Origin of the sequence: Phytohabitans flavus, assembly GCF_011764545.1 — a bacterium.
Classification (GTDB): domain Bacteria; phylum Actinomycetota; class Actinomycetes; order Mycobacteriales; family Micromonosporaceae; genus Phytohabitans; species Phytohabitans flavus.
This window is the reverse complement of record NZ_AP022870.1, coordinates 1,934,201-1,959,691: the sequence shown is the minus strand read 5'-3', so window position 1 is coordinate 1,959,691 and position 25,491 is coordinate 1,934,201. Positions and strand designations below refer to the sequence as shown.

Here is a 25,491-nt window from a genome sequence, read left to right as displayed (position 1 = left end):
GCGCCGTGGAGCCCTCGGGACGTCGATGGCGTAGTTGAGCGCCTCCGTGCCCGGCGCGCGCAACTCCAACTGGTAGACGCCCTTGTTGATCGGAGCCGCGGCGGCCGCCGGGCTGGCCGGAGCCGCGAGGAGGCTGGCGGCGAGACCGGCCGCCACGGCGATGCTGCTGATCCACCGGGATCGCGCTGACCTCGTCTGCTGGATCACTGTCCTGTCCTTCCGATGTGGAGTGTGGCAGCGCTCGGATGGCGCCACCGGAACCCCTCCTACGATCACCGGACCGCGTCCCGAGGCGACTGGGCAGAACTCCTAGGTCCCAGGGCCGGACCACTGTCCACAAAGGGACAGCAGCGATAGCGGCGGCGACCTGGTGTCCGATGCACGACTGCCTCCGTGAACCGGTTACCGTGCGTTGCCCGGCTGTGTTAGTTTGCGCGCCTGCCGACCCGGAGCGGAGGTTGTCGGACGGTGCGGGAACGGATCTTCGTTTCGCAAGCGCGTGGCACGGTGCCATTTAGCGCTGCGGATGAGGATGCTTGGCTCGTCCTGCCTGCTCTCGACGTCCAGTACCGGCTCGGGCTGCCCACGGTCCCCACGAGCAGCTACCTAACGGTGGCGCGCGGCGGTTCGCCCGGCGACGCGAACCCGGCGACCGACCGCCCTTACTTTTTCCTGTCGTACCGCACCGACTCCCGGGCGTCCGGCCCCTTCGACGCGGGCAACACCCGGCACGGCTTGCGCGTGGCCCACAACGAGCTCGGCGATCGGCTGCTGCAGGTCGGACATCTGCACCACGCGGAGCGGTACTACCGGGCGGCGATCGAGGTCGGACGGCAGGATCTGCGTCAGGCCCCCGACGACATGCAGGGGTTGCGGGACCTCAACGCCTCGTACAGCCGGTTGGCCGACCTCCTGCTCGCGACCGGACGTGCCGCGGGAGCGATCAACGCCTACCGGCGAGCGGTCGCGGCGAGCCAGCGGCTGCTGCGGTTCGCGCCGCACGATGTGGAAGCCCGCGAGCAGACCAGGGTCAACCTGCTCAAGGTGGCCAGCATCATGACCGCGGCCGGTGACAGCACCCGCGCCGGCGAGCTTCGGCAGCGCAGCGACCTCGTCGGCGGCGGTCTCGCGGCTGGACAGGCCCCGCTTCTGGAGGAGCTTGGCGCCCCCACGGCGTCCTTCGTGGAGCGGCTCGGGCTCCTGGTCCCCGGCGAGCCGTCCCCCGATCCGGCGGCAGGCGCCGTCTTCATGTTCGCCGAGGGCGGCTTCTGCCCAGTATGCGATGCGGCACTGCTGGCCGGCCCGCGCCATCAGCACCTGCTCGCCGAGGCGGAGCGTGACGGCGATTGGTCCGAGCGGGTCCTGGTCCGCGACACTCCGGGTACGGACTCGTCTCCGCCCACTGTGACCACCGCGACGGCGAGCGCAGAGTGGGCACAGACTCTGGATCAACTGGCCGAGGCGCTGACCCCGGCGACGGTCCTCGACCTGGCCCGAGCCAGGGCACTGCGTGACCTGCCGGCGATTCAGGATCCGAACCGGCCCTTCCGGAGCGGTGGGGTCGACATCGCGGGCGAGAGCTGGTGGGTGGGGATCAGGATCGAGCCTAGCGACGACCCAGGCCAGGACATCGTCGTCGGCACGGCCACGCCGGACTCGCTGCTGCGGCCGTCGGCCCGCGGCGGGACCAGGCAGAAGCACAGCCTGTTGCGCAGCGCGGACAAGCCAGCGATGGTGCTCCGCGAGGTGCTGCTGACCGCTGCCAGCCGAGACCACGACCTTGGCGCCGCCATGGCCGCGGCCCGCGGCGCCCGTGCAGAGCGCCCGCGCGCGCCGGCGCGCCATCACGCTGTCCGAGGCACGGGGCGAATCCGGTTCAGCGACATGGTCGCCATCCATGGAGACCAGATTGCCGGCGACAAGATGGTGTACACCGAAACCGGGCAGCCGGGCGTCCCCGCGTCCGGCGGTCGTGCCGACCCGACGGATCCGGAGCGGCTGCTCGCCGTGGACGTGCCCGATCGCGCCCCGGTCGGTGCGGAGGTCAGCCTGCTGGTGCGGATCATCGATCGCGGCAACTTGCCTCCGGGCTCGCGGGGCGCCGCGCTCAAGCCGTTCGCCGTCGCCGCTGAGGGCACAGACGTCACCGTCATCGTCGAAACACCCGTCGGGCTCTGGGCAGTGGACGGCAGGCAGCGTGTCATTCGGGTTCCACCGTCAGGTGACTCAGATCCGGCGCGCATCTCGTTGTACGTGGCCGGCGTGGGGCTGCACCAGGTCGTGGTGACCGCGTGGATCGGCGGCACGCTGCTCGGCGAACTCACCGTGGAGATTTCGGCCTCCGCGGACGGGACCAGCGTCGACGGACTCCGCCGCACCGCACCCCTGGGGCCGCTGCGCGCCGAGCCGGGCGAGGTCACCCTTCAGGTGCGATTCGACGACGGGCGATACACATTCCAGCTGCTGTCCGAGCCGTACATCTTCGAGCCGGTCATCGCGGAAGCGCTGACGGCCAACCCGGGGATAGCGGTGGAGCGTGCCAAAGAGGCGCTGCACCGCCTCGGGGTCGGCAGGTCCGGCTACGAAGGGCGTAACGCGCGGGAATGGATGGAGGGCGTCGGGATCGCCCTGTGGAACGACATGGTGCCGCAGCTCATCAAGGAACAGTTCTGGCAACTGCGGGAGAACATCTCCAGCTTCAGCATCGCGGCGGCCAACGACACGGTCCCCTGGGAGCTGCTGTATCCGCTGTCGGCGAGCGAGGACGAAGGCTTCCTGGTGGAGCAGTTTCCCGTCCTGCGGCGCGTCTATCGGCAGCGACGCACGAGGAGCCTGTGCATCGGCGACCTACGGTTCGTCCTGCCACCCCGCCGCCCGTCGAACGCCGACGACGAGATTCACGCGATCCGCCGGCTCCTCGCGCAGATTGATCACGGCGGCGACGTCATCAGCGAGCTGGAGGCGCTGCTGCGGCTGGTGAACTCCGGGACCGCAGGCGCCCTCCACTTCTCATGCCACAACGACTTTCGCACCACGGGCGGCTCGTCCATCGAGATGGCCGGCGGCCCGTTCGTGCCAGACCTGCTCGAGCGAGCGGTCACCCGCCAGAGCCTGGCGGAGCGACACCCGGTCGTCTTCATCAACGCCTGCCAGAGCGCGTCGGGTGCCGCCGAGTACCGGCGGATGATGAGCTGGGCCAACCAGTTCATGGCGGCCGGCGCGGGCGCGTTCGTCGGTACACTGTGGAATGTCGTGAGCACGAGCGCCGCCGCTTTCGCGGTGTCGTTCTACGAAGCGCTGCTCGGCGGGCTGTCGCTCGGCGAGGCCACCCGGCGGGCCCGGATCGAAAACAGTCGCGACGGCTCGGACCCAACCTGGTTGGCATACAGCGTCTACGGCGACCCCGCCGCGACTGCCGAACCCAACTGACCGGAGAGATGGATGCGCGTAGCTGACGACTCGGTGCCCGTCGACGAGCTCATCGCCGACGTCAAGAACTCCCTGCGGCGGGCCGGCGTCACGGGCGCACATCCGACCGGAGACCTGCGCGTCGAGCTGGTCCGGCTCACCTTGCGCGCGGTAGCACGCGCGGCCGGGGGCGCGGCGCTGGAACTCCGGATACCGGTGATCGGCGCCCAGATCAAGGTCGGCCAGAAGGTGACCCGCGAGCAGACACACACCATCGAGGTGACCCTCGTTCCACGGACAAAGGAAGAGGTCGAGGTGCGCGGCGGCGAGGTCCAGCTGGCCCTCGTGGAGGCGATCGAAACCATTCGTGCCGTACTGCGGGCCGCAGCCGCCGGCGACGACCCACTCGACCTGGACGCCGCCACCGTGGATCTCAGCTTCGTGGTGACCCGGGACGGCACCATCTCGCTCGGCCTCGACGGCGAACTGCATGACGAGATAGCGCACGTACTGCATCTCCAGGTCCGCTCCGCCCTAGCCTGACCACACGAGGCCCGTCTTACTGCCCGGCTGGGATGATGAGGCCCCGCCGCACGCAGCGACGGGGCCTATCGTTTGTTTGGTTACAGGCTGAGCGTCCAGGAGTCGATGCTGCCCACGTCGGCGGTCGCCGCGTCCTGGACCCGCAGGCTCCAGGTGCCGTTGCGCGCCTCCGAGGACAGGTCCACGGTGTAGGTGGTGTTGATGTTGTCAGCCGAACCACCGGTCCGGTTGTGCAGCACATAGGCGGACCCATCCGGTGCCACCAACGTGACGACCAGGTCGCCGATGAAGGTGTGGATGATGCCCACCGTCACCTTGGACGTCGCCGAGGCGTTGCCCGTACAGCCCGACAGGGCGATGGTCGAGGTGACCGTGGACACGTCCGGGATCGCCACGTCGGTGCCGTTGGTGCCCGCGCAGGCAGGTGAGCCGCCGCCCAGGTTCAGCGTCCATGTGTCGATGCGGCCCACATCCCCCGTTGCCGCGTCCTGGACCCGCAGGCGCCACGTGCCGTTGGCCGCCTCGGAGGACAGGTTCACGGTGTAGGTGGTGTTGATGTTGTCAGCCGACCCACCGGTCCGGTTGTGCAGCACATAGGCGGTCCCATCGGGCGCCACCAACGTGACCACCAGGTCCCCGATGTAGGTGTGGATGATGCTCACCGGCACTGTGGACGTCGCCGAGGCGTTGCCCGCGCAGCCCGCGATGGCGATAGTGGACTCTACTGTGGACACGTCCGGGATCGTCACGTCGGTACCGTTGGTGGCCGAGCAGCCGGGCGTGGGCGCGGCGCTGACCGTCCACGTGTAGGACGTGCTTCCCGTCTTAGCCGGCACCGCGCTGTCCCTGGCCGTCACGGTGACGGAGAAGGTCCCGGCGGACGTGGGGGTACCCGAAATGAGTCCCGTCGAAGAATTGATCGACAAACCGGCGGGCAAGCCGGTAGCCGACCACGTGTAAGGCGCGGTCCCGCCGGCGGCGGTGTGGTTGACCGGAGAGACGGCGGTGCCGACGGTGCTCGTCTGGTTGCCGGGGTTGCCGACCGCCATGCCGTTACTGGACTGGCAACCGCCCAGCGACGCCGCGGCCGAGCAGATGTCGTTGGCAAAGTAGCGAACCTCGGTGTAGACACCCGGATTCCCGGGCTGCGCACAGCCGATGCCCCAGCTGGTGATGCCGACTTGGATCCACTCGTTGGCCGCGTTGCGTTTGAACATCGGGCCACCGGAGTCACCCTGGCACGTGTCGACGCCGCCGCTTGCCCAGTTACCAGCGCAGATCTCCTGGTCGAAGATCAGCCCGGAGTACGCGCCGCCGGCGCTGGCGCACTGGGTGTCGGTGATGAACGGGACGTCGGCCTTGAGCAGGAACCGCTGCTGCGGCCCGCCCTGCGTCGCCGCGCCCCACCCGGCGACGGTGAAGTTGCCGCTGTGCAGCGAGGTGTCGGTCGCGAGCTTGAGCAGGGGGCTGTCGATCGGCTGGGAGATGCGGATGAGCGCCCAGTCCCGGCCGTTGCCGTTGTAGCCCGGCGCGATGTGGATGTAGTTGGAGGTGCGGGTGGTGCGCGCGGGGTCCTGAAGGTCGACCACGCCCCACGTTACGCCGACGGAGGTGTTGGGTCCGGTGCCGAGGTTGTCCACGCAATGCGCCGCGGTGAGGACGAGAGTCGGGGTGTACATCGCTCCCCCACATCCCATGGACAGACGCACCATCCATGGAAACTCACCCTGCGCCGCCCGGGTCCCCCGACCACCTGGGGCGACATCCCGCCGTCGGCCGGGTCGGTGGCGGCACTGCCGACGGGGTTACCGGCCGGGCTATTGGCTTCGGTGCCGGCCAATGTGTTCGCGTAGGCGGGCGCGGCGGCAAGACAGCCGAACGCCACGCCGAGGAATGCGACAATCGCTCCCCGGGCCACGGCACCCCATGCTTGTTTCACGTGCTCCTCCTTGGATTTCCCCGGGTTCTCCGGGTCGGCAAAAACCTAAGTGAGGAACCAAACACCTGGCAATGTAGGAAGATTTGACAACAGGCCCTGTCTGCGGATACGGCCCGACGTCGGGAAGTGGTCTACGTTTTCGTGTATCAATGCGACCCGACCTCCCTGCACCCAAATCGCAGTTCGCCGGCGGTGTCTGGTCGCACCTTGTTCGGGCAGTGTTCGCCGTAATCGTCTCTGGCGGCCACGCGGGTTCAAGATCATCGAGGCTGTCGCGGGGTGGTGTCACCCGACGCTGAGCGTGCGGCTGGACCCCCTTCCCCCTTGGTGTGGAGGCATAGTGTTTCCTGGTCGAAATGACGCCGTTAGCCATCGATGGAACGTTCTAGGACGCGGTCCCAGAAGACGGTGGGCGGCGATGCTCGCCGCCGTCGCGGTCGTGGTCTCCCCCGCCGCGGGGGTCAGCGTGGCATCCGCCGCCGAGGAGCCCCCGGCGTCGTCGTGGACCTTCACCCAGGTCTCGTCCAGTAGCGTCAACACGATGGCGCTCCGCAGCGACGGTGCGGTGTTCGCCTGGGGGCAGAACAACTTCGGTCAGGTCGGTGACGGTACGACCACGCAGGCGCCGACGCCGGTCCAGGTGCAGCGGGGCACCATCCCCGAGGGCGTTCGGATCGTCCAGATCACGTCGTCGTACACCTCCGTGGCGGTTGGTGACGACGGCAAGGTCTACACGTGGGGTTGGAACTCCAACGGCCAGCTGGGCGACGGCACCACGACCCAGCGGAACGTGCCCGGGCCGGTCGTGCAGGGCGCCATCCCGGAAGGCGTGAAGATCGTCAAAGTCGCGGCGGGCGCCTCGACGCTGTACGCCCTGGGCGACGACGGCTGGCTCTACTCCTGGGGCTCGGACAGCTTCAACGCACTCGGCGACGGGGACAGCTCCACCGTCGCCCGGCGGACGCCGGGGCCGATCGCGCGGGGCGTGATTCCCGCGGGTGTGAAGCTCGTCGACGTCGCTGCCGGCGCCAGCACCGTGGTCGTGTTGGGCGACGACGGCATGGCGTACGGATGGGGTGGCAATGCCGCCAACGGCCAGTTGGGCAATGTGACCGTGGCCCAGGCGCCGGTCGCCATCCCGCAGGGGCAGATCCCGGCCGGGGTGAAGCTGGTCAAGGTCGGCGGCGGCAGCTACTTCAACGCGGCTCTGGGCGACGACGGCAAGCTCTACGGCTGGGGCGAGGGCTCGTACGGCCAGCTGTGCGTCGGCACTTTCCAGACGAAGCAGGCGACTCCGGTCGCCGCGACGGGTGCGCTGCCGGAGGGGGTGCGCCTGGTGCAGGTCACGGCCCTTGAAGGCACGGTGCTCGCGCTCGGTGACGATGGCAAGACCTACGGATGCGGCCAGGGTTCCGCCGGCGAGCTCGGCAACGGAGCGAGCGACGGTTCGTCGAGGCTGACACCCAGCGTGCAGGGCGAGATCCCCGACGGGGTCAAGCTGACCACGGTCGCGGGCAGAGGCGCCACGGCCGTGGCCCTCGGCTCCGACGCGAAGGTCTACGCGTGGGGTTCGAACGGCCAGGGGCAGGTCGGTAACGGCGGCCGGGGCGTCCGGCTCGCGCCGACGGCGGCGGTCTTCGACGCCGGCTCCATCGTTGCCGAGCCGACGAGCACGACGTTGAGCCTTCCTGGCAACCTGCGGGCGGATGTCCCGTTCACCGCGACCGTCACGGTCTCCCCCGCCACCGCCGCCGGCACCGTGCGGCTGCGGGACTCGGCCACCGGCAGCGCGCTCGGCACCACCGGGACGCTCGCCGGCGGGACCGCGCAGGTCACGGCGACCGTCACGGCGTCGGGCAGCAAGCAGCTCGTCGCGGAGTTCACGCCGGACCGGCCGCTGTACTTCCTCGCGTCGACCTCCCAGCCGGTCACGGCGGATTTCGGGCTCTCCCCGAAGCCGAGGCTCACCGCGAACCGCACCCAGGTCGCCACGACGCTCGGCACGCAGGAGAACGCGGACCTGACCCTGACGCTGACCGACGGCGACAACCCCCTGGAGGACGTCACGCTGACGGTGTCGTCCAACAGCGCGCAGGTCCCCGCCGACCGGATCACGATCACCGGTACCGGAGCGACCCGCACCGTACGGATCGAACCCGCCACGGCTGACCGGATCAACGGGGCGGCGCTGACGTTCACGGCCAGAGACCCGGACGGAAACACCGGCCAGGTCCAGGTACAGTACTACGCCTCCCTGGCCGTGGCCTCGCCGACGGCGACGTACTACTACGGCGACGCGGACGCGTCGGCCGCCGTGGACGCGGGTGACGGGTACATCCTGGTGGCCGACGACGAGCACGAGATCATCAAGCTCTACAAGGCTGGCCAGAGCGGCAACCCGGTCAAGGAGTACGACTTCGCCGCGGTGCCCGGCGGACGCGAGCTCGACATCGAGAGCGCGGCCCGGGTGGGCGATCTGGTCTACTGGATCGGGTCGTACGGCAACAACCGCGACGGCGAGTCCCGTGTGGAGCGCCAGACCACCTTCACCACCACGGTGACCGGCTCCGGGGCGAACACCGAGCTCACGCTGGCCTCGGTCCTGCCGGCCACTCCCTCGTCGTTGTTCAGCGCCCTGCTGGCCTGGGACTCCGGCAACGGCCACGGGCTGGGAGCCAACCGCCTGAAGTTCGTCGCGGGCGCCAGGAGCGGCGTCCAGCCGAACCCGCCGAACGGCTTCAACATCGAGGGCTTCGCGTTCGCGCCCGGCTCGACCAGCACGGCATACCTCAGCTTCCGGGCGCCGTCGATCACGGTCGACGGCACCGAACGCGCGCTTATCGTGCCGGTCACGAACTTCGACACCCTCGTGGCCGGGACCGCGCCCCAGCCGCAGTTCGGCGCGCCGATCCTGCTCGACCTGGGCGGACGCACGATCCGTGACATCCGCAAGAACGCGCACGACGAGTACCTCATCTCGGCCGGCCCTGGCCTGGGGAACGACACGTGGGCGCTCTACATGTGGAACGGCGACCCGGCCGCGGCCCCGGTGTTCAACCAGGTCCTGCCCACGATCGACGCCCGGGTCGGCGGTGCGTGGGAGGCGATCAGCATCATGCCCGACCGGATCGCAGGCGGCGCGAAGGTCGAGATTGTGAGCGACACCGGTGACGCGCCGCTCTACGGGCCCACCGCGGCCAAGGACCTTGCCCGCCCGATTCGCAAGGCGTACACCGACACGTTCACGATCGCGGACTTCCTCGCGGCCACGGTGACCGCCACGCCGCGGTGCCTGGCCGGCAAGGCGTACGTCGCGGTCCAGGCCCGTAACGACCACGACAGCCCGATGAGCATCGACCTGAAGACCGCGTACGGCGAGCGGTCCGTCGCGAACGTGGCCCCGGGTGCGAACGCCTACCAGTCGTTCACTACCCGGGCTGCTTCGGTCGCGGCGGGCTCGGCCACTGTCCGGGCGACCGGGACCGTGGACGGCAAGGCCGTGACCACGGTCTACACCGTCCAGTACGCCGGCCTCAACTGCGCCGGTTAGTCCCTGACCATGACCCAAGGTAGCGGGGCCGCCGCGCACGGCGGCCCCGCTACCGCGTCAGGTCATCGGCTCGACCCAGATGTTGCGGTAGAACACGTTCGCGCCTGGATCGCCGTGGTCCTGCAACCGGATCGGACCCACGGACGGCCCTTCCGGCGCGCCGTTGCCGGTCGGCCCGTCGATCTGGACGTTGTTGTGCACGGTGACGCCGTTCCACACGACCGTGACGCGGGCGTTCTCGGTCTTGACACCCGAGGCGTTGAAGCGGGCGGCGCGGAAAGTGACGTCGTAGGTTTGCCAAGTTTCTGGCGCGGTCGCGGCGTTGGCCGACGGCGCGAGCTTGCCGTAGATGGAGCCGCACTCGTCGTTGGCCAGGGTGGTGTCACCCCACGAGTCCAGCACCTGTAGCTCGTACCGGTCCTGTAGGTAGATCCCGCTGTTGCCGCGGGCCTGCCCGGTAACGTTCGCCGGCAGGTTGGGCTCCCAGAACTCGATGTGGAGCCGGAAGTCGCCGAAGCTCTGCCGGCTACGGATGTCACCGCCGAGCACCTCCACTCCGCCGTTGCCCAGCGGCCAAGTCACCGCGCCACCGTTGCTGCCGACGAAGTTGTTCATGTTGGATCCGTCGAACAGGACCACGCGCCCGGGGTTCGAGCCGGTGCCGTACGCCTCGAACTCGTAGATGCGTGCGGCCGTATCGGTGGTGGTGTTTGTCGGTGCGGTGATGTTGAGCCGCAGGTATCTGGCTTGTGTGGCGGTGATGTTGTGTGTGGTGGTGTTGGCAGTGTTGCCGGTGACGGTGGCGACTGTCGACCAGGTGGTGCCGTTGGTACTGACCTGGATGGTGAAATCGCGCGTGTTCCAGGCAGTGTTCTCACCGCCGGCGCCAGCGTGCTTGACGACAAATTGGCTGACCGTCTGCGCCGAACCGAGGTCGACCTGAAGCCACTTCGTCGCGCCGCCCGAGCACCACTTGTCGCTGTTTCCACCGGTGGTGCTGCCGTTGACCGCCTGAGCCGGACCCTCGCTCGCGCTGCACGAGCTGTCCGCGGTCGCCGGCTTGCCAAGGGCCAGGTTGACCGATGGTGGTGCCGCGGTGCCGTACGCCTCGAACTCGTAGATCCGTGCGGCGGCGTCGGTGGTGTTTGTCGGTGCGGTGATGTTGAGCCGCAGGTATCTGGCCTGCGTGGCGGTGATGTTGTGTGTGGTGGTGCTGGCAGTGTTGCCGGTGACGGTGGCGACTGTCGACCAGGTAGTGCCGTTGGTACTGATCTGGATAGTGAAATCGCGCGTGTTCCAGGCAGTGTTCTCACCGCCGGCACCGGCGTGCTTGACGACAAACTGGCTGACCGTCTGCGCCGAACCGAGGTCGACTTGCAGCCACTTGTTCGCGCCAAGCGAGCACCACTTGTCCAGGTTGCCGCCGGTGGCCGTGCCGTTGACCGCCTTCTCCGGGCCTTCGGACGTCGCGCAGGAACTGTCGGCCGTCGCCGGCTTCCCCAGCGCCAGGTTGGTGACGGCCTGCTGCCCCGGGATGGCGTTGAGCGTGTACCAGACCTCGGTGCTCCACAGCGACTGCCCGTTGGCGGCGCTGAACGGTTTGGGCGATCTGATGTGGACCACCCGCCCGGCCTTGAGTCCGTTGATGGCCAGCGTGACCTTCTTGCCGTCCGCCGACAGTGTGGCCGAGCTGACAGCGAGGGTCTCCTCGTCGACCTTCGGGCCGCCGTAGGCCGCGGTCGGCACGTAGCGCCACTGCTTGACCCGGTATTTGGTGGCCAGGGCGGTGGCCGTCGCGGCCGACAGCGGCTGGGTGTACTCGATTTCGAACCCGTTGGGCAGCGCCCGCATCGCGAGCATGTCGAAGGGGTTGCTGCCGTTGGGAGTCAGCTTCTGCAGGCCGTAGCTCAGCTTGCCAGTCTGGCCCCAGTTGCCGCCCGCGCCGAGCCCGCCGACGTAGATGGCGCCGTCGGGGCCGAGGTTGACCTCCGAGACGCCGGCCTCCAGGCCCTGGGTCATCCGGAACAGGGCGCCCTGGTACTCGCCGTTGACCTTCTCCAGGAACGCCCGCTGCAGGCCGCCGTAGGTGACGTCACCGATCACGAGCTGCCCCGCGAAGGTGCCGGTCGGCATGAGCACCGGCGTGCTTGGCGAGTTGGCGATCTCGTTTTGCGGCATCCACAGCACCGGCGTGGTCGGCGGCCTCGTGTCGAAAGGACCCGCCGGGTTCATGTAGTGGTTGAAGAACCGGTCCTGCTTGATGTGCAGCAGCTTCGACGACGGCAGCCAGCCACCCTGGTTGTCGGTGACGAAGATGCCGTCCTCCGGTCCCCAGCCGATGCCGTGCGGCGTGCGCAGCCCACCGGCCACATAGGACACCGCGCCGTTCGACCGGTTGACTTTGATGGTGGTTCCCCGGTTCGGCGCGGGCTGCGGGTTGGACGTGTTGCCACCGTAGTCGATGCCCACCGAGAGGTTGATGTAGAAGAACCCATCCTTGTACAGCAGGCCGAACGCGAACTCGTGGAATGTACCGCCGTACGGCCAGGTGGCGATCGTGTCGTACCGGTCGGCCACCTCGTCGCCGTTGGTGTCGACAAGCGCGGTGAGCCGTTGCTTCTCGGTGACGTAGACGGTGCCGTCGACGATCTTCAGGCCCATGGGTTCCTTGAGGGCGCTGCCGATCCGCTTCGTTGTCACGTTGCCCGGGCTGGTGTTGCCACCGGTGTTGCCGAGGATCCACACCTCGCCGGCCTGCGAGGTACCGGAGTCGTCGCTGCCACCCCAGGTGCTGATGACGAGGCGGCCGTCCGGCAGCCAGTCCATTCCAGTCACCTTCGGCTGGAAGGTGCCGGGTCGCAGGTTGGTCAGGGTGTAGCCGGGATGCACACCGGTGAGCTGGAGGCCGTCGCCCGGGGAGTCGCCGGCGCCTTCGCACTCCTTGCGGCCTGGGGCAGTCACCCGCACGACACCGGCGTCGGTGCTGAGCACCGAGTTGGGCACAAGAGTGAACGCCGACGCGCCCGGGGGCCGCCAGTCCAGGGTGAGCTGCTGCCCGCCGTCCCGCTCGAAGTGCTCGATCCGCAATGCGTGGTAGCCGGCGGTGAGGTTGATCGAGCCTTCCATCGGCGTGGGACCGTGTAGGCCGTCGTGGTTGATGACCAGGGTGTCGTCGATCAGCAGCCGCGAGCCGTCGTCGCTGGTCAGCCGGAACGTGTAGCTGCCGGCCGTGCTGATGTTGACGTAGCCGAGGACGTGGGCGACGAAGAAGTTGTCGAAGCCGAAGTCAGCGACCGCCGACCAGTTGACTGTGGACATCAGCTTGTCGACGTTGGGGGTCTGGCCCGACTTGAGGGCGCAGATCTCGTTGAGTGGTGTCTGCACGTCGTAGACCCGCAGTGTCACGCCCGGCTCCTGTGGTGGCGGAGCCGCCTGCGCCGGGGTTGGAACGAAGGTGACCGTCAACGCCACGGCCAACGCCATGACGACGGATCTGCTCGCGTGGCGGCCACGCCGCCATCGCTGCCAAGTGCCCATCGCTTCTCCTTGAGCGGGAAGGTGGGGCGACGGCAGCAAGGCCTGACCAGGGACAACGTTGTCAAGACACCGTCACCGTCACCCACCGGAGGGAAACGTGGATCTTTGTTGCGACCGACATGGCATCGCCGAAGACCGATGTCGTGACCGACACGCTAAGAGACTTTTGTCGTCGTGTCCAGATGTTCCGTCGACATATCTGCAACTTTGATTGAAGACTCGAAAAGTCCACGATCGATGCCCGGCGGTCGTGGGATTCTGTGACGTGGACTCATCGACCTTGCACACGGCGGCACGCCGGTGGCTGATGGAGCGGTCGGCACCACGCCCCGCCGGGTCGGCTGGGGCTGGGTCGGCGGTACCAAGCAGGCGTACCTCGGCTGGCACGAGGGCGACGACCGCACGGTCGCCGCCCTGGCCCGCCCGTCGCTAGGCATCAAGTACCACGGCCCCGCTCGGTAAGGTCGGACCTGCACGCCGCCAACACCAACGAGGGCCTTTTCGCCGCCCCCGTCGACGGCGAACTGGTCACGCTAGGCTGATGATCGTGCCCGATGCCGTCCGCAGACGTCCGGACCACCTCGTCGACGGTGTCGAGGAGTGGACCCTGGACACCGACGATCCCGACGTGCGCGGCGTCAGCGTGCTTCTTCCACAGCGTGGTTGGCCCTGGATGGTGACGGTGGCCGCCGCCGAATTCGTGCGCAGCGAGCCACTGGAAAGCCAGCTACGCCAACGGATCCACGCGGCGCTGACAGCGGTTGACGGGGTGACGCAGGTTGATGAGGAAGACCGGGAGGTCTGGGCAGTCGAGGGCAAGCCGGACGGCGAAGCTCTGGTCCATGCCGTCGCCGCAGTCCTCGACGAACTCACCCCAGCGATCCGGGCCCACGTCACCGACAGCTGACTCGACCACCAGGCCGTCCAGCGCGGACTTCCAGTCGGGACGATCGGCCACGAGAATCACCTACTGGTTCTCAGTGAGCGGAGTAGACGCACAGTGTCCTCCAAATGTCGATGTCCCTCGATGGGGCGAGTATGAATGCGAGGGCACCGTCGGTAGGCCAATCTGGACGACCTTGGACGACCTTGGACAGACTCTTCGAACGCTGCCCAAGACGCAGGGCAGACACTGCTCCTTACGGCCGACCAGAGGATTTGCGTCACAGCGGGTTTGCGTTCGCGCGCGCTCAAAGCCATAGCGTCGCCGCCATGACGACACAGACCTGGATCATCACCGGAGCGTCCCGCGGTTTCGGGCGAGCACTGGCGGAGTCGGCGCTCGCCGCGGGCGACCAGGTGGTGGCGGCGGTACGCCGGCCGGACAGCGTGGCCGACCTGGCGGCCAAATACCCCGACAACTTTCTGATCGCAAGCTTCGACGCCCGAGACATCGCGGCGGCGGCGTCGCTCGTGCGGGCCACCCTCGACCGCTTCGGTCAGCTCGACGTTCTCGTCAACAACGCGGGCCGGGCTGTGGTCGGAGCGGTCGAGGAGGTCAGCGACGCGCAGCTCCGCGAGCTGATGGATCTGCACCTGTTCGGCCCGGCCGCGCTCGTGCGTGCGGCGCTGCCCGCGATGCGTACCCGGGGCGCCGGGATGATCGTGCAGATGAGCAGCCAGGGCGGGCGGATGTCGTTTCCCGGCGTATCGGCCTACTCCGCGTCGAAGTTCGCCCTCGAAGGCTGGTCCGAGGCCCTGGCTGGGGAGGTCGCACCGTTCGGGATCCGCGTGATGATCGTCGAACCAAGCCGGTTCCGGACCGACTTCAACGCCGCCGACGTGCTCGAATTCACCGAGGCGTCCGAAACCTACCGTGACCTGCTCGCCGCCGTCCGCGCGGACATGGCCGGGACCGACGGCCGCCAGGAAGGTGACCCAACGCGGGCGGCCGAGATCATCGTGTCCCTCGCGCACAGCGACGAGGTGCCGCTGCGCCTGCCGCTCGGGCGCGAAGCGGTCGAGCGTATCTCGGGCGTGTACCGGCGTGGTCTGGACGAGGTCGAGCGGTGGGCCGAGACTGCCCGCAGCGCCGACTTCGACGGCGTCCCGGCGTCGGTCCGGCCGATCTAGGGTGATGTCATGGCCACTGACGATCTGATGACCAGGGCCCTGGCATTGGTTGGGGATGACGGCCCGCTGTCGGTCGAGGTGATCCGCCGCCTCACCGACCTGGCCGACGTCCCTGAGCCGATGACGATCGCCGAGGTCGCCGACCTCCTCGACATCACGCCTCACACGCTGCGCTACTACGAGCGGGCCGGGCTGGTCGAGGTGGCCCGCGATCGCTACGGTCATCGCGTCTACGACGCCGAGGCGGTGCGGCGCCTGGTGTTCCTCACCAGGATGCGGCTGTCCGGGATGCCGATGCGCGACCTACAGCACTACATTTCGCTCGTGGACGCCGGGCAGGACACGGTGCCCGAGCGGCTCGACATGCTGCTTGAACATCGCGACATCATCCGTCGCCGGATTCGTGAGCTGACCCTCTCCCTGGCGGCGACCGAGTACAAGATCGCCACGTATGGCGGCTCGACCGGACCAGACGCTGCGGCCCTCGACACCGCCACCGAACTGTAGGGCCCGGCCCGCGCGAACCGTGCCGATGACGCCTGCACTGCATTAGGCATGACAGTGCGCGGCGCTGTCCGCGGCATGAGCCTGCGTCAGCTCCGCGTCAGTTCAGGCGTGTTCGGATGATCGGATCGGATCGCGGCGGTCGGGCACGGCCGGGTTGTCGTCCGCCAGAGTTGACGTCGATAGGAGGCCTCATGATCTCGGCACTCAACCGGCTTGTCGATCTGGTCGAAGAGCACCTCGGCGAGGAGTTCGACGTCATCGCATTGGCCAGGGCGCTTGGCACGACCGAGTACCACCTGCGCCGGATGTTCTCGTCGTTGGCCGGCATGCCGCTGTCGGAGTACGTGCGCCGGCGCCGCATGACCGTCGCCGCCGCCGGCGTCGTCCGGGGCGAGGACGATCTGCTGAGCATCGCCGTCCGGCACGGATACAGCTCGACCGAGGCGTTCGGACGAGCGTTCCGCGCGGTCCACGGCGCCAATCCCGGTGACGTACGCCGCAATGGAGGCCCCCTTCGCACACAACCGCAGCTCAGGTTCCGCCTGACCGTCGAAGGGAGCATCCCCATGGACACCCACATCGTCGACCGCCCCGCGTTCCGGCTCGTCGGACACGCAGCCCGGGTCCCGCTCATCCACCAGGGCATCAACCCGCACATCCAGCAGCACATCACCGCACTGCCGCAGGACGAGCATGTCCGACTGAAGGCCCTCAGCGACACCGAGCCGATGGGCCTGCTGCAAGTCAGCGACGACGTCGACCCCGACGGCACCGAGGGGAGCGAACTGACCTACCTGCACGGGGTCGCTGTCTCTCAGGACACGCCGGCCCCCGACGACCTCGACGCCATCGAGGTACCGGCCGGCAGGTGGGCGATCTTCCGCACCGCCGGACCCCACCCGCAGACCCTCCAGGAGACCTGGGCCGCGACCGCGACCGAGTGGTTCCCCTCCAACCCGTGGCGGCTGCGGCCAGGCCCCTCGATCGTCGCGGTACTCGATCACACGGACGACTTCAGCACCGCCACCTGCGAGCTGTGGCTACCCGTCGAACCGGTCTGACGGACCTGCACCAATCCAACAGCCTCAAGGATCCGGCCCGCCTCCTCGCTGGGAGTCGGGCCGGCGCCTGGCCACGCATTCGGCCTGCCCGACTCGACTTCCACCGACGGCACGCCGATGTCCGCGTCCTTCTACAACTATCCGAACACCCACTTCAGCCAGACGCAGAAGGATCGCATCCTGAACGGCCCGTACGGCGCCTTCCTATCCTGAAAGGTCCTTCGTCGGGCACTGTCGCAGTACTGAGTTACATTCGCGCGCATGCTTGACGGACTCGACGCGGTGGACTGGACGGCGCTGCACGGGGCGTACGGGCCGGCCGGGGAGGTGCCCGACCTGCTGCGGGCGCTGAGCGGGCCGGACGCCGAGGCTGCCGGCAAGGCACGGCGGCAGATCGAGGGGATGGCCTGCCACCAGGGCACCACCTACTCCGTGTCGGCTCCGGTCGTGCCCTTCCTGGCTGAGCTGCTGGTCAGCGGCGGCACGCACCACAGAGGTGGGCTGGCCTGGCTGCTCGGCCAGATGGCCGCGTACAACAACCAGCGCACCAGACACATCGCGGCCGTCCGGGCCGCCGTCAGCGCGGAGGTCGACCGGCTGCTGCCCCTGCTCGGCGACCCGGATCCGGAGGTACGGGCGGGCGTGGCCTTCGCGCTGTCGCAGTGCCCGAAGCGCAAGAAGGCCAGCCTGCCTGCGCTACGTGCCCGGCTCGCCGTCGAGGACGAGCCGCAGGCCAAAGCGCGCCTGCTCGCCGCGACACAATGGCTGGAGCCGAAGTCCGACCTGGTCACAGCGGCGCTGGCGGCACGAGAGCCGATGCCGGTACGGGCCGCCGCAGCGATCCTGCTCGCGCGGTCGGAGCTGCCCTGGTCGGACGAGGCCACCGAGACGGTACGGGCCGGGTGGGCCGACGGCGAGCCGCTGGAGTCGTGCTGGTGGTGGGGCTGGGCCGGGAGCCCGCTCGAGGACCTCGTCACCGGCATCAGCAAGCGCGACACCGACGCCGCGCGGGTCCTCACGGTGCTGCTGGCGTCAGCGTCCACATCGGTGCGTCAGCGGGCGGCAAAAGCGTCGGTGTGGGTGATGCGGGTGCAGCGGACCAGCCGCCCGGCGTTGGTGCCGGTGCTGGCCGCCGCGCTGACTGACCAGTCGGTCGAGGTGCGCGACCTCGCCGCGGCGGCGCTGCACGAGGCGGGTGAGGCGGCCCGGCCGGCCGCGGACGCGCTCGCCGGCTCCGCGAGCACACGGTCGGCGTCCGCGCTGCTACAGCTTGGCGACCCGAGGTGGCGCGACCTCGTCACGCCCGCCAACGTCCTCGACGTACTCGCCGGCATCGAGGTGCCGGCCGACCCCGCCCTCGTCGAGGCGCTGCTCGGCACCCGGGCCCAGGACTGGGACAACCACATCCGGCGGCTGCTCGCGGCGTGGGGGCCGGCGGCGGCCCCGCTGGTACCGCGGCTTATCGATGAGTACGGGCGGCATCTCGTCCTGCCGGCGCTGGCCGCGATCGGCCCGGCCGCCGCCGACGCGCTGCCGTTGCTGGGCTCGACAGTGGACGAACGCATCGCGATCCTGCGCATCAGCGGCGACCCTGGGCCGGCCCTGGAAGCCGCGCGGGCAATGCTGAGCACAGCCGACGTGGTGCCGTTGCTCGACGCGCTCGGTGAACACGGCCGGGTGCTGCTGCCGCAGATACGCGAGCTGGTCGCCGCCGGTCAGGACGACATCGGGCTGGCCCGCGCTCTGTGGCGGTGGACCGGCGACCCGGCCGAGGCCGCGCCGACGGTACGGCGGGTGCTGGAACTCGCGGCCGGCCAGCTCCGCCAGCAGCGCCCGCGCTACCCCGCACACGAGGCCGCCGCGCTGGCCGGCGAGCTCGGCGACGCGTCACTCGTACCTCTGTTGCGGCCGCTGCTCGCCGACCCCACGTCGCGCTGCCGGGTGCCCGCCGCGCAGGCGATCTGGCGCTTGACCGGCGACGGCGAGGGGCTCGTGTCACCGCTGCTGAAGGAGGTCACATCGCGGCCGCCCGGCTTTCGCTGGCCCGATTCCTTCGACCTGCTGGCCGCGATGGGCGCGGCCGCCAGCGAGGCGCTGCCCGAGCTGCGGGCGATCGCGGAGCACCCGTGGTGCCCGTTCGTCGACGACTTCGACAGCGCCACCCGGCGCGGGCTCGGCCACCGCGACGACACCTTCCGCGCCGCGGCCCGCTCCACCGTGGAAGCAATCGAGCGAGAAGCCTCGAAGACGGCGTCTGGGCCTGCCGCCTGATCGTGAACCTCAACTAGAGATCTTTCAGGGTCGGGGTCACATTCGATTTCTTGAGACGGGTATTTGCCCCGGTCCGCGTCAGTCGCTGACCGTATGCTCCCGCGGGCACCGCGCAGGTCGGCGGCTCGCTGGCGCTCGCCGAGATCCCCGACCTGCGCTGCCAGGTCCGCGGTCCAAGCCCAACCCCGACCCGGGGTCGCTGCCGGGCGAGGGGTAGGAGGTGGGCGCGACGAAGCTTTTGTCTGTTTGATCAAAAGCTATTGCGAGATCTCATTGACTTTGAAGTACATCGTTGGAAACAATCTGGAAGCACGCGGGAACACGCTTTCCTAGCCCGCCAGGCGAGACACCGCTCGCCACCGCGGCCGGTGTTCGCGCACGTCCCACCGCGCCTAGCGGGGACCACGGACGGGCGCCGACCCTGGCGGCGAGAAGGGAGTGGTCGTGTCCGAGCAGATCGTCGACCGGCAGCTCACGCCGCGCGGCGCCCGACAGGTGCCCAGCGCGCCACCGCGACCCGGCACCCGACTCGTCCGGCTGGTCGAGGCCCTGTGGCGGCCCGCCCTCCTGCTCGGCGCGGTCTTCGCGGCCTGGTGGTTCGTGGCGGAGCGCGAGTACGTGGCGAACTATCTCGTGCCGACCCCCGCCCAGGTCGCGGCCAAGATGACCGACGAGTGGTCGTTCCTGCTCCGGAACACGTTCGTCACGCTCTACGAGACCGTCATCGGCTTCGTCCTGGCGGCGCTGCTCGGACTCGGCACCGCGATCCTGATCGCCTACTCCCGCACGATGGAGAAGGCGATCTACCCGATAGTGCTCTTCGCCCAGGTCATCCCGAAAATCGCGATCGCACCGCTGCTCGTCGTGTGGTTCGGAGTGGGCTTCACGCCGAAGATCGTGCTGGCGGTGCTCATCGCGTTCTTCCCGGTGGTCATCTCCGGTGTCGCGGGCCTGCGTTCCACCGATCCCGAGCTCATCGAGCTCTCCGCCACCATGGGCGCCGGCCCGTGGCGGACGTTCCGCAAGATCCGTTTTCCGAACGCGCTGCCGCACCTGATGTCCGGCCTGAAGGTGGCCGTCACCCTCGCGGTCGTCGGCGCGGTGGTGGGCGAGTTCGTCGGCGCCGACAAGGGCCTCGGCTATGTGCTGCTGGTGGCCAACGGCAATCTCGACGCCGCGCTGCTCTTCGCCGACCTCATCCTCATGTCGCTGATCGGCATCGTGCTCTTCATGCTCGTCGAGGTCGCCGAGGCGCTGCTGATCCCGTGGCATGCCAGCCGGCGCTCCGGCGTGCCGCTCACCACTTCCTGAACCGCCCCACCCCTTGGAGGCTCCCGATGAAGGGCATCGCCGCCACCGTCGCCGCGCTCGTTCTGCTCGGATCGGCCACTGCCTGTGGCGGATCCGAAGACGCCGCGCCCTCCGCCGATGGCACGTCGAAGGTCACCCTGACCCTCAACTGGGTCCCCTACGGCGAGCACGCACCGTTCTACTATGGACTGAAGCAGGGCTATTACGCTGCCGAGGGCATCGAGCTGGAGATCAGGCCGGGCAACGGTTCCGGCAAGACCATCCAGGCGGTGGCCCAGCGGCAGACCGACTTCGGCTGGGCCGACACGCCACCGCTGCTCAAGGCGATCGGCACCGGCATGCCGGTGAAGAGCGTCGGCGTCTTCCTCCAAAAAGGACCGGCGTCGATCGAGTTCCTCGCGGACAAGGGCATCAGCAAGCCCGCCGACCTCAAGGGCAAGACCATCGGCGGTACGCCGGGCGACGCGCTCTTCGCGACGTTCCCTGGTTGGTTGAAGGCGAACGGTCTGGCCGAGAGCGACGTGCGGGTGGTCAACCTGGACGCGGCCGGGAAGGTGGCCGCGCTGGCCGAGGGACGGGTCGACGCGATCCAGGGCTTCTTCCACGACCAGGCGCCGACGATCGAGGCGAGGACCGGCAAGAAGGTCGAATACCTGCTCTACGCCGACTGGGGCATGAACATGCTCGGCACCGGCCTGGTGGTCAACGAGGTCACCCTGCGGGACAACGCCGAGCTGGTCCGCAAGTTCGTCCGGGCGACCCAGAAGTCGTGGCAGGAGGCGGCCGGCAACATCCCAGTCGCGGCCGACGCGATGGTGGAGCTGGCCGAAAACGAGCCGGCCAAGGAGGTGCTGGTCAAGCAGCTCACCCTGGCGGTGCCGCTGCTGGGTGCGGCCGGTGGCCTGCCCGGGGCCAACAGCGAGGCGAAGTGGACCGAGACCATCGACCTGATGAGCCAGTTCGCCGAGCTCAAGGACGCCGGGGCGCCGGCGAAGTACTGGGATCACTCCTTCGCCGGCAAGGGGTGAGGGCGGCGTGTCGGGCGCGGCGGTCGAGCTGACCGGTCTGACAGTGCGGTTCGTGTCCCGGCGGAGGCGCACCGTGGCCGTCGACGACGTGACACTGCGGGTAGAGCCCGGCGAGTTCGTCGCCATCGTCGGGCCGTCCGGCTGTGGAAAGTCCACATTGCTCAGAGCGGTGGCCGGTCTGGTACCGCCCACGGCGGGCTCGGTCACGCTGCTGGGCCAGCCGGTCACCCGGCCGCAGACCGACATCGGCTTTGTCTTCCAGCGCCCGGCGCTGCTGGAGTGGCGTGGCGCCCGTAAGAACATCCTGCTCCAGGCGGAGATGCGTGGCCTGGACCGGGCCTGGGCCGCCCGGCGCGCGGACGAGCTGATCGAGCTGACCGGCCTCACCGGTTTCGAACGGGCGCTGCCGCACGAGCTGTCCGGCGGAATGCAGCAGCGGGTCGCGCTCTGCCGGGCCCTGCTGCACCAGCCGCCCGTCCTGCTAATGGACGAACCGTTCGGAGCGCTGGACGCACTGACCCGCGAACAGCTCAACGCCGAGCTGAATCGCATCTGGCGCGAGACCGGCACCACCATCCTGCTGGTCACCCACTCCATCGCGGAAGCGGTCTTCCTCGGCACGCGGGTGGAGGTGATGAGCCCGCGTCCGGGACGCATCGTCAGCACGCTCCCGGTCGACCTGCCCGTCGAGCGTTCCTACGCCCAGGTGATGACCGACGAGCGGTTTGACCGGCTGTCCAGCTCGATCCGGCTCCTGCTCGGTGCCGGTGCCAACCACTGACCTGATCCGTTCACCCCCACCGGAGCGAATCATGAGACGTGCCCACAGCGTCCCCATCACCCTCCTCGCGGTACTCCTGCTCGTCGTATCCGCCATGCCGGCACCGGCCCAGGCGGCACCCCGGTTCAGGGTCCTCGTCTTCTCGAAGGTCACGAACTTCTACCACGACTCGATCCCGGCCGGCGTCGCCGCGATCGAGCAGATGGGCGCGGCCAACAACTTCGAGGTCGAGGCGACCATCGACGCCGCCGCGTTCACCGACGCCAACCTCGCCCGCTTCGACGCGCTGGTGTTCAACAACACCAACTCGCTCCCGACGTCCGGGGACCTGCTGAACGCGGCCCAGCGGGCCGCGTTCCAGCGGTTCATCCAGGGCGGTGGCGGCTGGGTCGGCCTGCACGCCGCCACCGCCAGCGAGCGGAACTGGACCTGGTACGAGGGTCTGGTCGGCACCATCTTCGACTACCACCCGGACTTCTCCTCGACCGGCGGCACGTTCCCCGGCCGCATCAAGGTGCTGGACAAGGCACATCCGTCCACAGTGGGCCTTCCCGAGCTGTGGGAACGCAGCGAGGAATGGTACAACTGGCGGGTCAACCCGACCGGCAAGGTGCACACCCTCGCCCAGATCAAGGTCCGCGACGGCATCTCCGGCCTGGACGAGGGAAACGACCACGCGTACTCGTGGTGCCACAACTTCGACGGCGGCCGCTCCTGGTACACGGCTGGCGGGCACGCCTCCTCCTCGTTCAGCGAGCCGCACTTCCTCAGCCACCTGCGGGGCGGGATCGAGTGGGCGGCCGGCGCCGTGCCGGGTGACTGCGGGGCCACCAAGGACATCAACTTCCAGCGGGTGCCGCTCGTCACCGCCGGCCTGGCCGACCCGTTCGAGCTGGCGGTCGCGCCGGACCGCCGGGTCTTTTACATCCAGCGCACCGGCGCGGTCAAGGTGATCAACCAGGACACGCTGGCCGTCACCACGCTCATCGACTTCGCGTACACGCCGGCGCAGACCAGCCAGTCCGACGGCCTGATCGGCATGACGCTGGACCGCCAGTTCGCGACCAACAACTGGATCTATCTACTGTGGTCGGACAAGACGGCCAACCAGCTGAACCTCTCCCGGTTCACCGTCACGGGCAGCTCGATCGCCATGTCCAGCGAGCGGCGGCTGTTGACGATACCGACGTGGCGCGGCGAGGGCCGGGCCAACTCGCACATGGGCGGCTCGCTCGCCACCGACCGGCTCGGCAACCTGTACGCCGCGATCGGCGACAACACCGACCCGTTCGACTCCGGCGGCTACACGCCGATCGACGAGCGCGCCGGGCGCCGCGCCTGGGACGCGCAGGGCACCTCCGGGAATACGAACGACCTGCGCGGCAAGGTCCTGCGGATCCGGCCGCAGGCCGACGGGACGTACACCGTCCCGGCCGGCAACCTCTTCGCGGCGGGCACCGCGCGGACCCGGCCCGAGATCTACGCGATGGGCATGCGCAACCCGTTCCGCATCACGGTCGACCCGATCACCGACGCGCTGCTGGTCGCCGACTACGGGCCGGACGCGGGTACCGCCAGCGCGACCCGGGGACCGGCGGGGCTGGTCGAGTTCAACCGGATCACCAGCGCCGGCAACTACGGCTGGCCGTACTGCATCGGGAACAACACCCCGTTCAACGACTTCGACTTCGCCACCAGCACGTCGGGCGCGACGTTCAACTGCGCGGCGCCGGTCAACAACTCGCCGAACAACACTGGCCTCACCACCCTGCCGGCGTCCAGGGCACCCCTGGTCTGGTACGGGTACCCGGCCTCGACGCAGTTTCCCGAGCTGGGCGCCGGCGGCGGTGGCCCGATGAGCGGCCCGGTCTACGACTACGACCCGGCCAACCCGCGGGCGACGAAGTTCCCGCAGTACTACGAGGGCAAGTGGATCGTGTACGAGCTCACCCGCAAGTGGTGGAAGACGCTCTCGGTACACAACACCGCGCAGACCTTCAGCAACCCGCGGTTTGGGCCCACCCGGGTCGGTGACCTCCAGTCGATCAACGGGATGCTCGCGGGCATGTCCTGGATCCAGCCGTTCGAAGCGGAGTTCGGCCCGGACGGCTCGCTCTACGTCATGGACTTCGGCGCCGGCACCGGTAGCGGCCGGGGCGGCACCAACGAGGGCGCCGGCATCTACCGGATCGACTATGTCGCAAGTGGACGACCACCGGTGGCCAAGATAACCGCGAACGTCGACAGTGGACCCACGCCGCTGACCGTCGCCTTCTCCAGCGCTGGCTCGGCGTCCGGCGACGGCACACCGATCACGTACGCCTGGGACTTCGACGGCAACGGCAGCATCGACTCCACCGCCGCCAACCCCACCTTCACGTACACCACCGGGGGACGGTTCACGGCGCGGCTCACGGTGCGCAGCGGCAGCGGTGCGACGGCGGTGGCCACCCAGGAGATCGCGGTGGGCAACTCCCGCCCGACCGTCACGCTGAGCGTGCCGAGCGGCGGCTTCTTCGAGTTCGGCGACCGCATCCCGTACACGGTGACGGTCAACGACGCCGAGGACGGCACCATCGACTGCTCCCGGGTCGTGGTGCAGACCCAGCTCGGCCACGACGCGCACACCCACCCGCTCGACAACTACACCGGGTGCAGCGGCGTGGCGGTCACCGACGCCAGCGCCGGCGACGGCCACGGCCCGGGCCAGAACCTCTACGTGGTGCTGACCGCGCAGTACACCGACGGCGGCGCCCCCGGCGGCGTGCCGCCCCTCGTCGGCTCCACGCTGAGCGAGCTCCAGGTGAAGAACAAGGAGGCAGAGCACTTCGACGGCTCGAGCGGCGGTGTCCAGGTGCTGGACCGCGCGACCGCCCGCGCCGGCAAACGCCTCGGCGACATCGACAACGGCGAGTGGATCAACTTCGGGCCGGTCAACCTCACCGGCATCGACACGGTCACGCTCGGCGTCAGCTCCGGCAGCAGCGGCGGCGCCGTCGAGTTCCGGGCCGGCTCGCCGACCGGGCAGCTGCTCGGCCGGGCCACGATCGCCAACACCGGCGGCTGGGACGCGGTGGTCTCCCCCACCGTCGCCCTGACCAGACCCGCCGGCACGGTCACCCTCTATGTGGTGTTCGTCAATCCCGCGCAGGTCGGCGGGACGCCCGACCTCATGTCCCTCGACTGGCTCCGCTTCAACGGGGTCGGCGTGAAGCAGGAGACCGGGGCGACCGTGGTCGCCCGCGCCACCCCCGCGACCGGCGGGCCGCCGCTGGCGGTCGCCTTCAGCAGCACGGTAACGCCGCCGCCGGGCCGGACCATCGTCGACCACGCCTGGGACTTCGGCAACAACAGCGCCGTCGTGCACGGGCCCTCGGCGAACCACACCTACACCCGGCGGGGCACCTACACCGCCTGGCTCACCGTCACCGACAACACGCGCGCGACGACGTCCGCGAGCGTCACGGTCACCGTGACCTGAC

The 25,491-nt window shown here is 69.2% G+C and carries 15 protein-coding genes; 13 read left to right on the top strand and 2 right to left on the bottom strand.

The genetic code is table 11. From position 1 onward, the window contains the following. Positions 1–468: 468 nt before the first annotated feature. A complete protein-coding gene (locus tag Pflav_RS08245; protein ID WP_173035061.1) occupies positions 469–3,429 on the top strand; it encodes a CHAT domain-containing protein in 2,961 nt (986 codons plus the stop codon). 12 nt (positions 3,430–3,441) lie between these two features. Continuing rightward, a complete protein-coding gene (locus tag Pflav_RS08240; RefSeq protein ID WP_173035044.1) occupies positions 3,442–3,951 on the top strand; it encodes a trypco2 family protein in 510 nt (169 codons plus the stop codon). Between the two features lie 80 nt (positions 3,952–4,031). Here Pflav_RS08240 and Pflav_RS08235 read toward each other — a convergent pair whose 3' ends face one another. Further along, positions 4,032–5,663, bottom strand: coding sequence for a proprotein convertase P-domain-containing protein (locus Pflav_RS08235; RefSeq protein ID WP_173035042.1), 1,632 nt, complete (start codon positions 5,661–5,663; stop codon positions 4,032–4,034). Positions 5,664–6,308: 645 nt separating this feature from the next. On the opposite strand from Pflav_RS08235, the gene Pflav_RS08230 reads away from it, so the two are divergent. After that, on the top strand, positions 6,309–9,440 hold the full coding sequence (locus Pflav_RS08230) for an RCC1 domain-containing protein (protein WP_173035040.1): 3,132 nt from the start codon (positions 6,309–6,311) through the stop codon (positions 9,438–9,440). A 57-nt stretch (positions 9,441–9,497) separates the two neighbouring features. Here Pflav_RS08230 and Pflav_RS08225 read toward each other — a convergent pair whose 3' ends face one another. Further along, entirely contained in the window at positions 9,498–12,977 is a 3,480-nt protein-coding gene (locus Pflav_RS08225; RefSeq protein WP_173035038.1) for a galactose-binding domain-containing protein, read from the bottom strand. A 300-nt stretch (positions 12,978–13,277) separates the two neighbouring features. On the opposite strand from Pflav_RS08225, the gene Pflav_RS08220 reads away from it, so the two are divergent. From Pflav_RS08220 to Pflav_RS08175, 10 genes are all read left to right on the top strand, one after another. Further along, the gene (locus tag Pflav_RS08220) at positions 13,278–13,439 is read left to right on the top strand and encodes a hypothetical protein (protein ID WP_173035036.1); all 162 of its coding nucleotides are present in this window, start codon (positions 13,278–13,280) and stop codon (positions 13,437–13,439) included. Between the two features lie 79 nt (positions 13,440–13,518). After that, positions 13,519–13,884 (top strand): hypothetical protein, encoded by a 366-nt coding sequence (locus Pflav_RS08215; protein ID WP_173035034.1) that lies wholly within the window; start codon positions 13,519–13,521, stop codon positions 13,882–13,884. A 305-nt stretch (positions 13,885–14,189) separates the two neighbouring features. Beyond that, a complete protein-coding gene (locus tag Pflav_RS08210; protein ID WP_173035032.1) occupies positions 14,190–15,050 on the top strand; it encodes an SDR family NAD(P)-dependent oxidoreductase in 861 nt (286 codons plus the stop codon). Between the two features lie 9 nt (positions 15,051–15,059). Next, positions 15,060–15,557 carry a MerR family transcriptional regulator gene (locus Pflav_RS08205; protein ID WP_173035030.1) on the top strand — a complete coding sequence of 166 codons (498 nt, stop codon included), beginning with the start codon at positions 15,060–15,062 and terminating at the stop codon, positions 15,555–15,557. Between the two features lie 191 nt (positions 15,558–15,748). Further along, positions 15,749–16,618 carry an AraC family transcriptional regulator gene (locus tag Pflav_RS08200; protein WP_173035028.1) on the top strand — a complete coding sequence of 290 codons (870 nt, stop codon included), beginning with the start codon at positions 15,749–15,751 and terminating at the stop codon, positions 16,616–16,618. Between the two features lie 261 nt (positions 16,619–16,879). Further along, positions 16,880–18,889 (top strand): hypothetical protein, encoded by a 2,010-nt coding sequence (locus Pflav_RS08195; RefSeq protein ID WP_173035026.1) that lies wholly within the window; start codon positions 16,880–16,882, stop codon positions 18,887–18,889. Between the two features lie 444 nt (positions 18,890–19,333). Further along, positions 19,334–20,200 (top strand): ABC transporter permease, encoded by an 867-nt coding sequence (locus Pflav_RS08190; protein WP_232071087.1) that lies wholly within the window; start codon positions 19,334–19,336, stop codon positions 20,198–20,200. Positions 20,201–20,226: 26 nt separating this feature from the next. Continuing rightward, positions 20,227–21,228 carry an ABC transporter substrate-binding protein gene (locus tag Pflav_RS08185; RefSeq protein WP_173035024.1) on the top strand — a complete coding sequence of 334 codons (1,002 nt, stop codon included), beginning with the start codon at positions 20,227–20,229 and terminating at the stop codon, positions 21,226–21,228. A 7-nt stretch (positions 21,229–21,235) separates the two neighbouring features. Beyond that, entirely contained in the window at positions 21,236–22,009 is a 774-nt protein-coding gene (locus Pflav_RS08180; protein ID WP_197938212.1) for an ABC transporter ATP-binding protein, read from the top strand. Positions 22,010–22,040: 31 nt separating this feature from the next. Beyond that, positions 22,041–25,490, top strand: a complete 3,450-nt coding sequence (locus tag Pflav_RS08175) for a ThuA domain-containing protein (protein ID WP_173035022.1) — start codon at positions 22,041–22,043, stop codon at positions 25,488–25,490. Position 25,491 lies beyond the last annotated feature (1 nt).

What these genes read in the sequence shown, in the direction of transcription:
- Pflav_RS08240 (WP_173035044.1), top strand. Translation starts at nt 3,442, where the DNA reads ATGCGCGTAGCTGACGACTCGGTGCCCGTCGACGAGCTCATCGCCGAC.
- Pflav_RS08235 (WP_173035042.1), bottom strand. Translation starts at nt 5,663, where the DNA reads ATGGTGCGTCTGTCCATGGGATGTGGGGGAGCGATGTACACCCCGACT.
- Pflav_RS08230 (WP_173035040.1), top strand. Translation starts at nt 6,309, where the DNA reads ATGCTCGCCGCCGTCGCGGTCGTGGTCTCCCCCGCCGCGGGGGTCAGC.
- Pflav_RS08225 (WP_173035038.1), bottom strand. Translation starts at nt 12,977, where the DNA reads ATGGGCACTTGGCAGCGATGGCGGCGTGGCCGCCACGCGAGCAGATCC.
- Pflav_RS08215 (WP_173035034.1), top strand. Translation starts at nt 13,519, where the DNA reads ATGATCGTGCCCGATGCCGTCCGCAGACGTCCGGACCACCTCGTCGAC.
- Pflav_RS08210 (WP_173035032.1), top strand. Translation starts at nt 14,190, where the DNA reads ATGACGACACAGACCTGGATCATCACCGGAGCGTCCCGCGGTTTCGGG.
- Pflav_RS08205 (WP_173035030.1), top strand. Translation starts at nt 15,060, where the DNA reads ATGGCCACTGACGATCTGATGACCAGGGCCCTGGCATTGGTTGGGGAT.
- Pflav_RS08200 (WP_173035028.1), top strand. Translation starts at nt 15,749, where the DNA reads ATGATCTCGGCACTCAACCGGCTTGTCGATCTGGTCGAAGAGCACCTC.
- Pflav_RS08195 (WP_173035026.1), top strand. Translation starts at nt 16,880, where the DNA reads ATGCTTGACGGACTCGACGCGGTGGACTGGACGGCGCTGCACGGGGCG.
- Pflav_RS08185 (WP_173035024.1), top strand. Translation starts at nt 20,227, where the DNA reads ATGAAGGGCATCGCCGCCACCGTCGCCGCGCTCGTTCTGCTCGGATCG.
- Pflav_RS08175 (WP_173035022.1), top strand. Translation starts at nt 22,041, where the DNA reads ATGAGACGTGCCCACAGCGTCCCCATCACCCTCCTCGCGGTACTCCTG.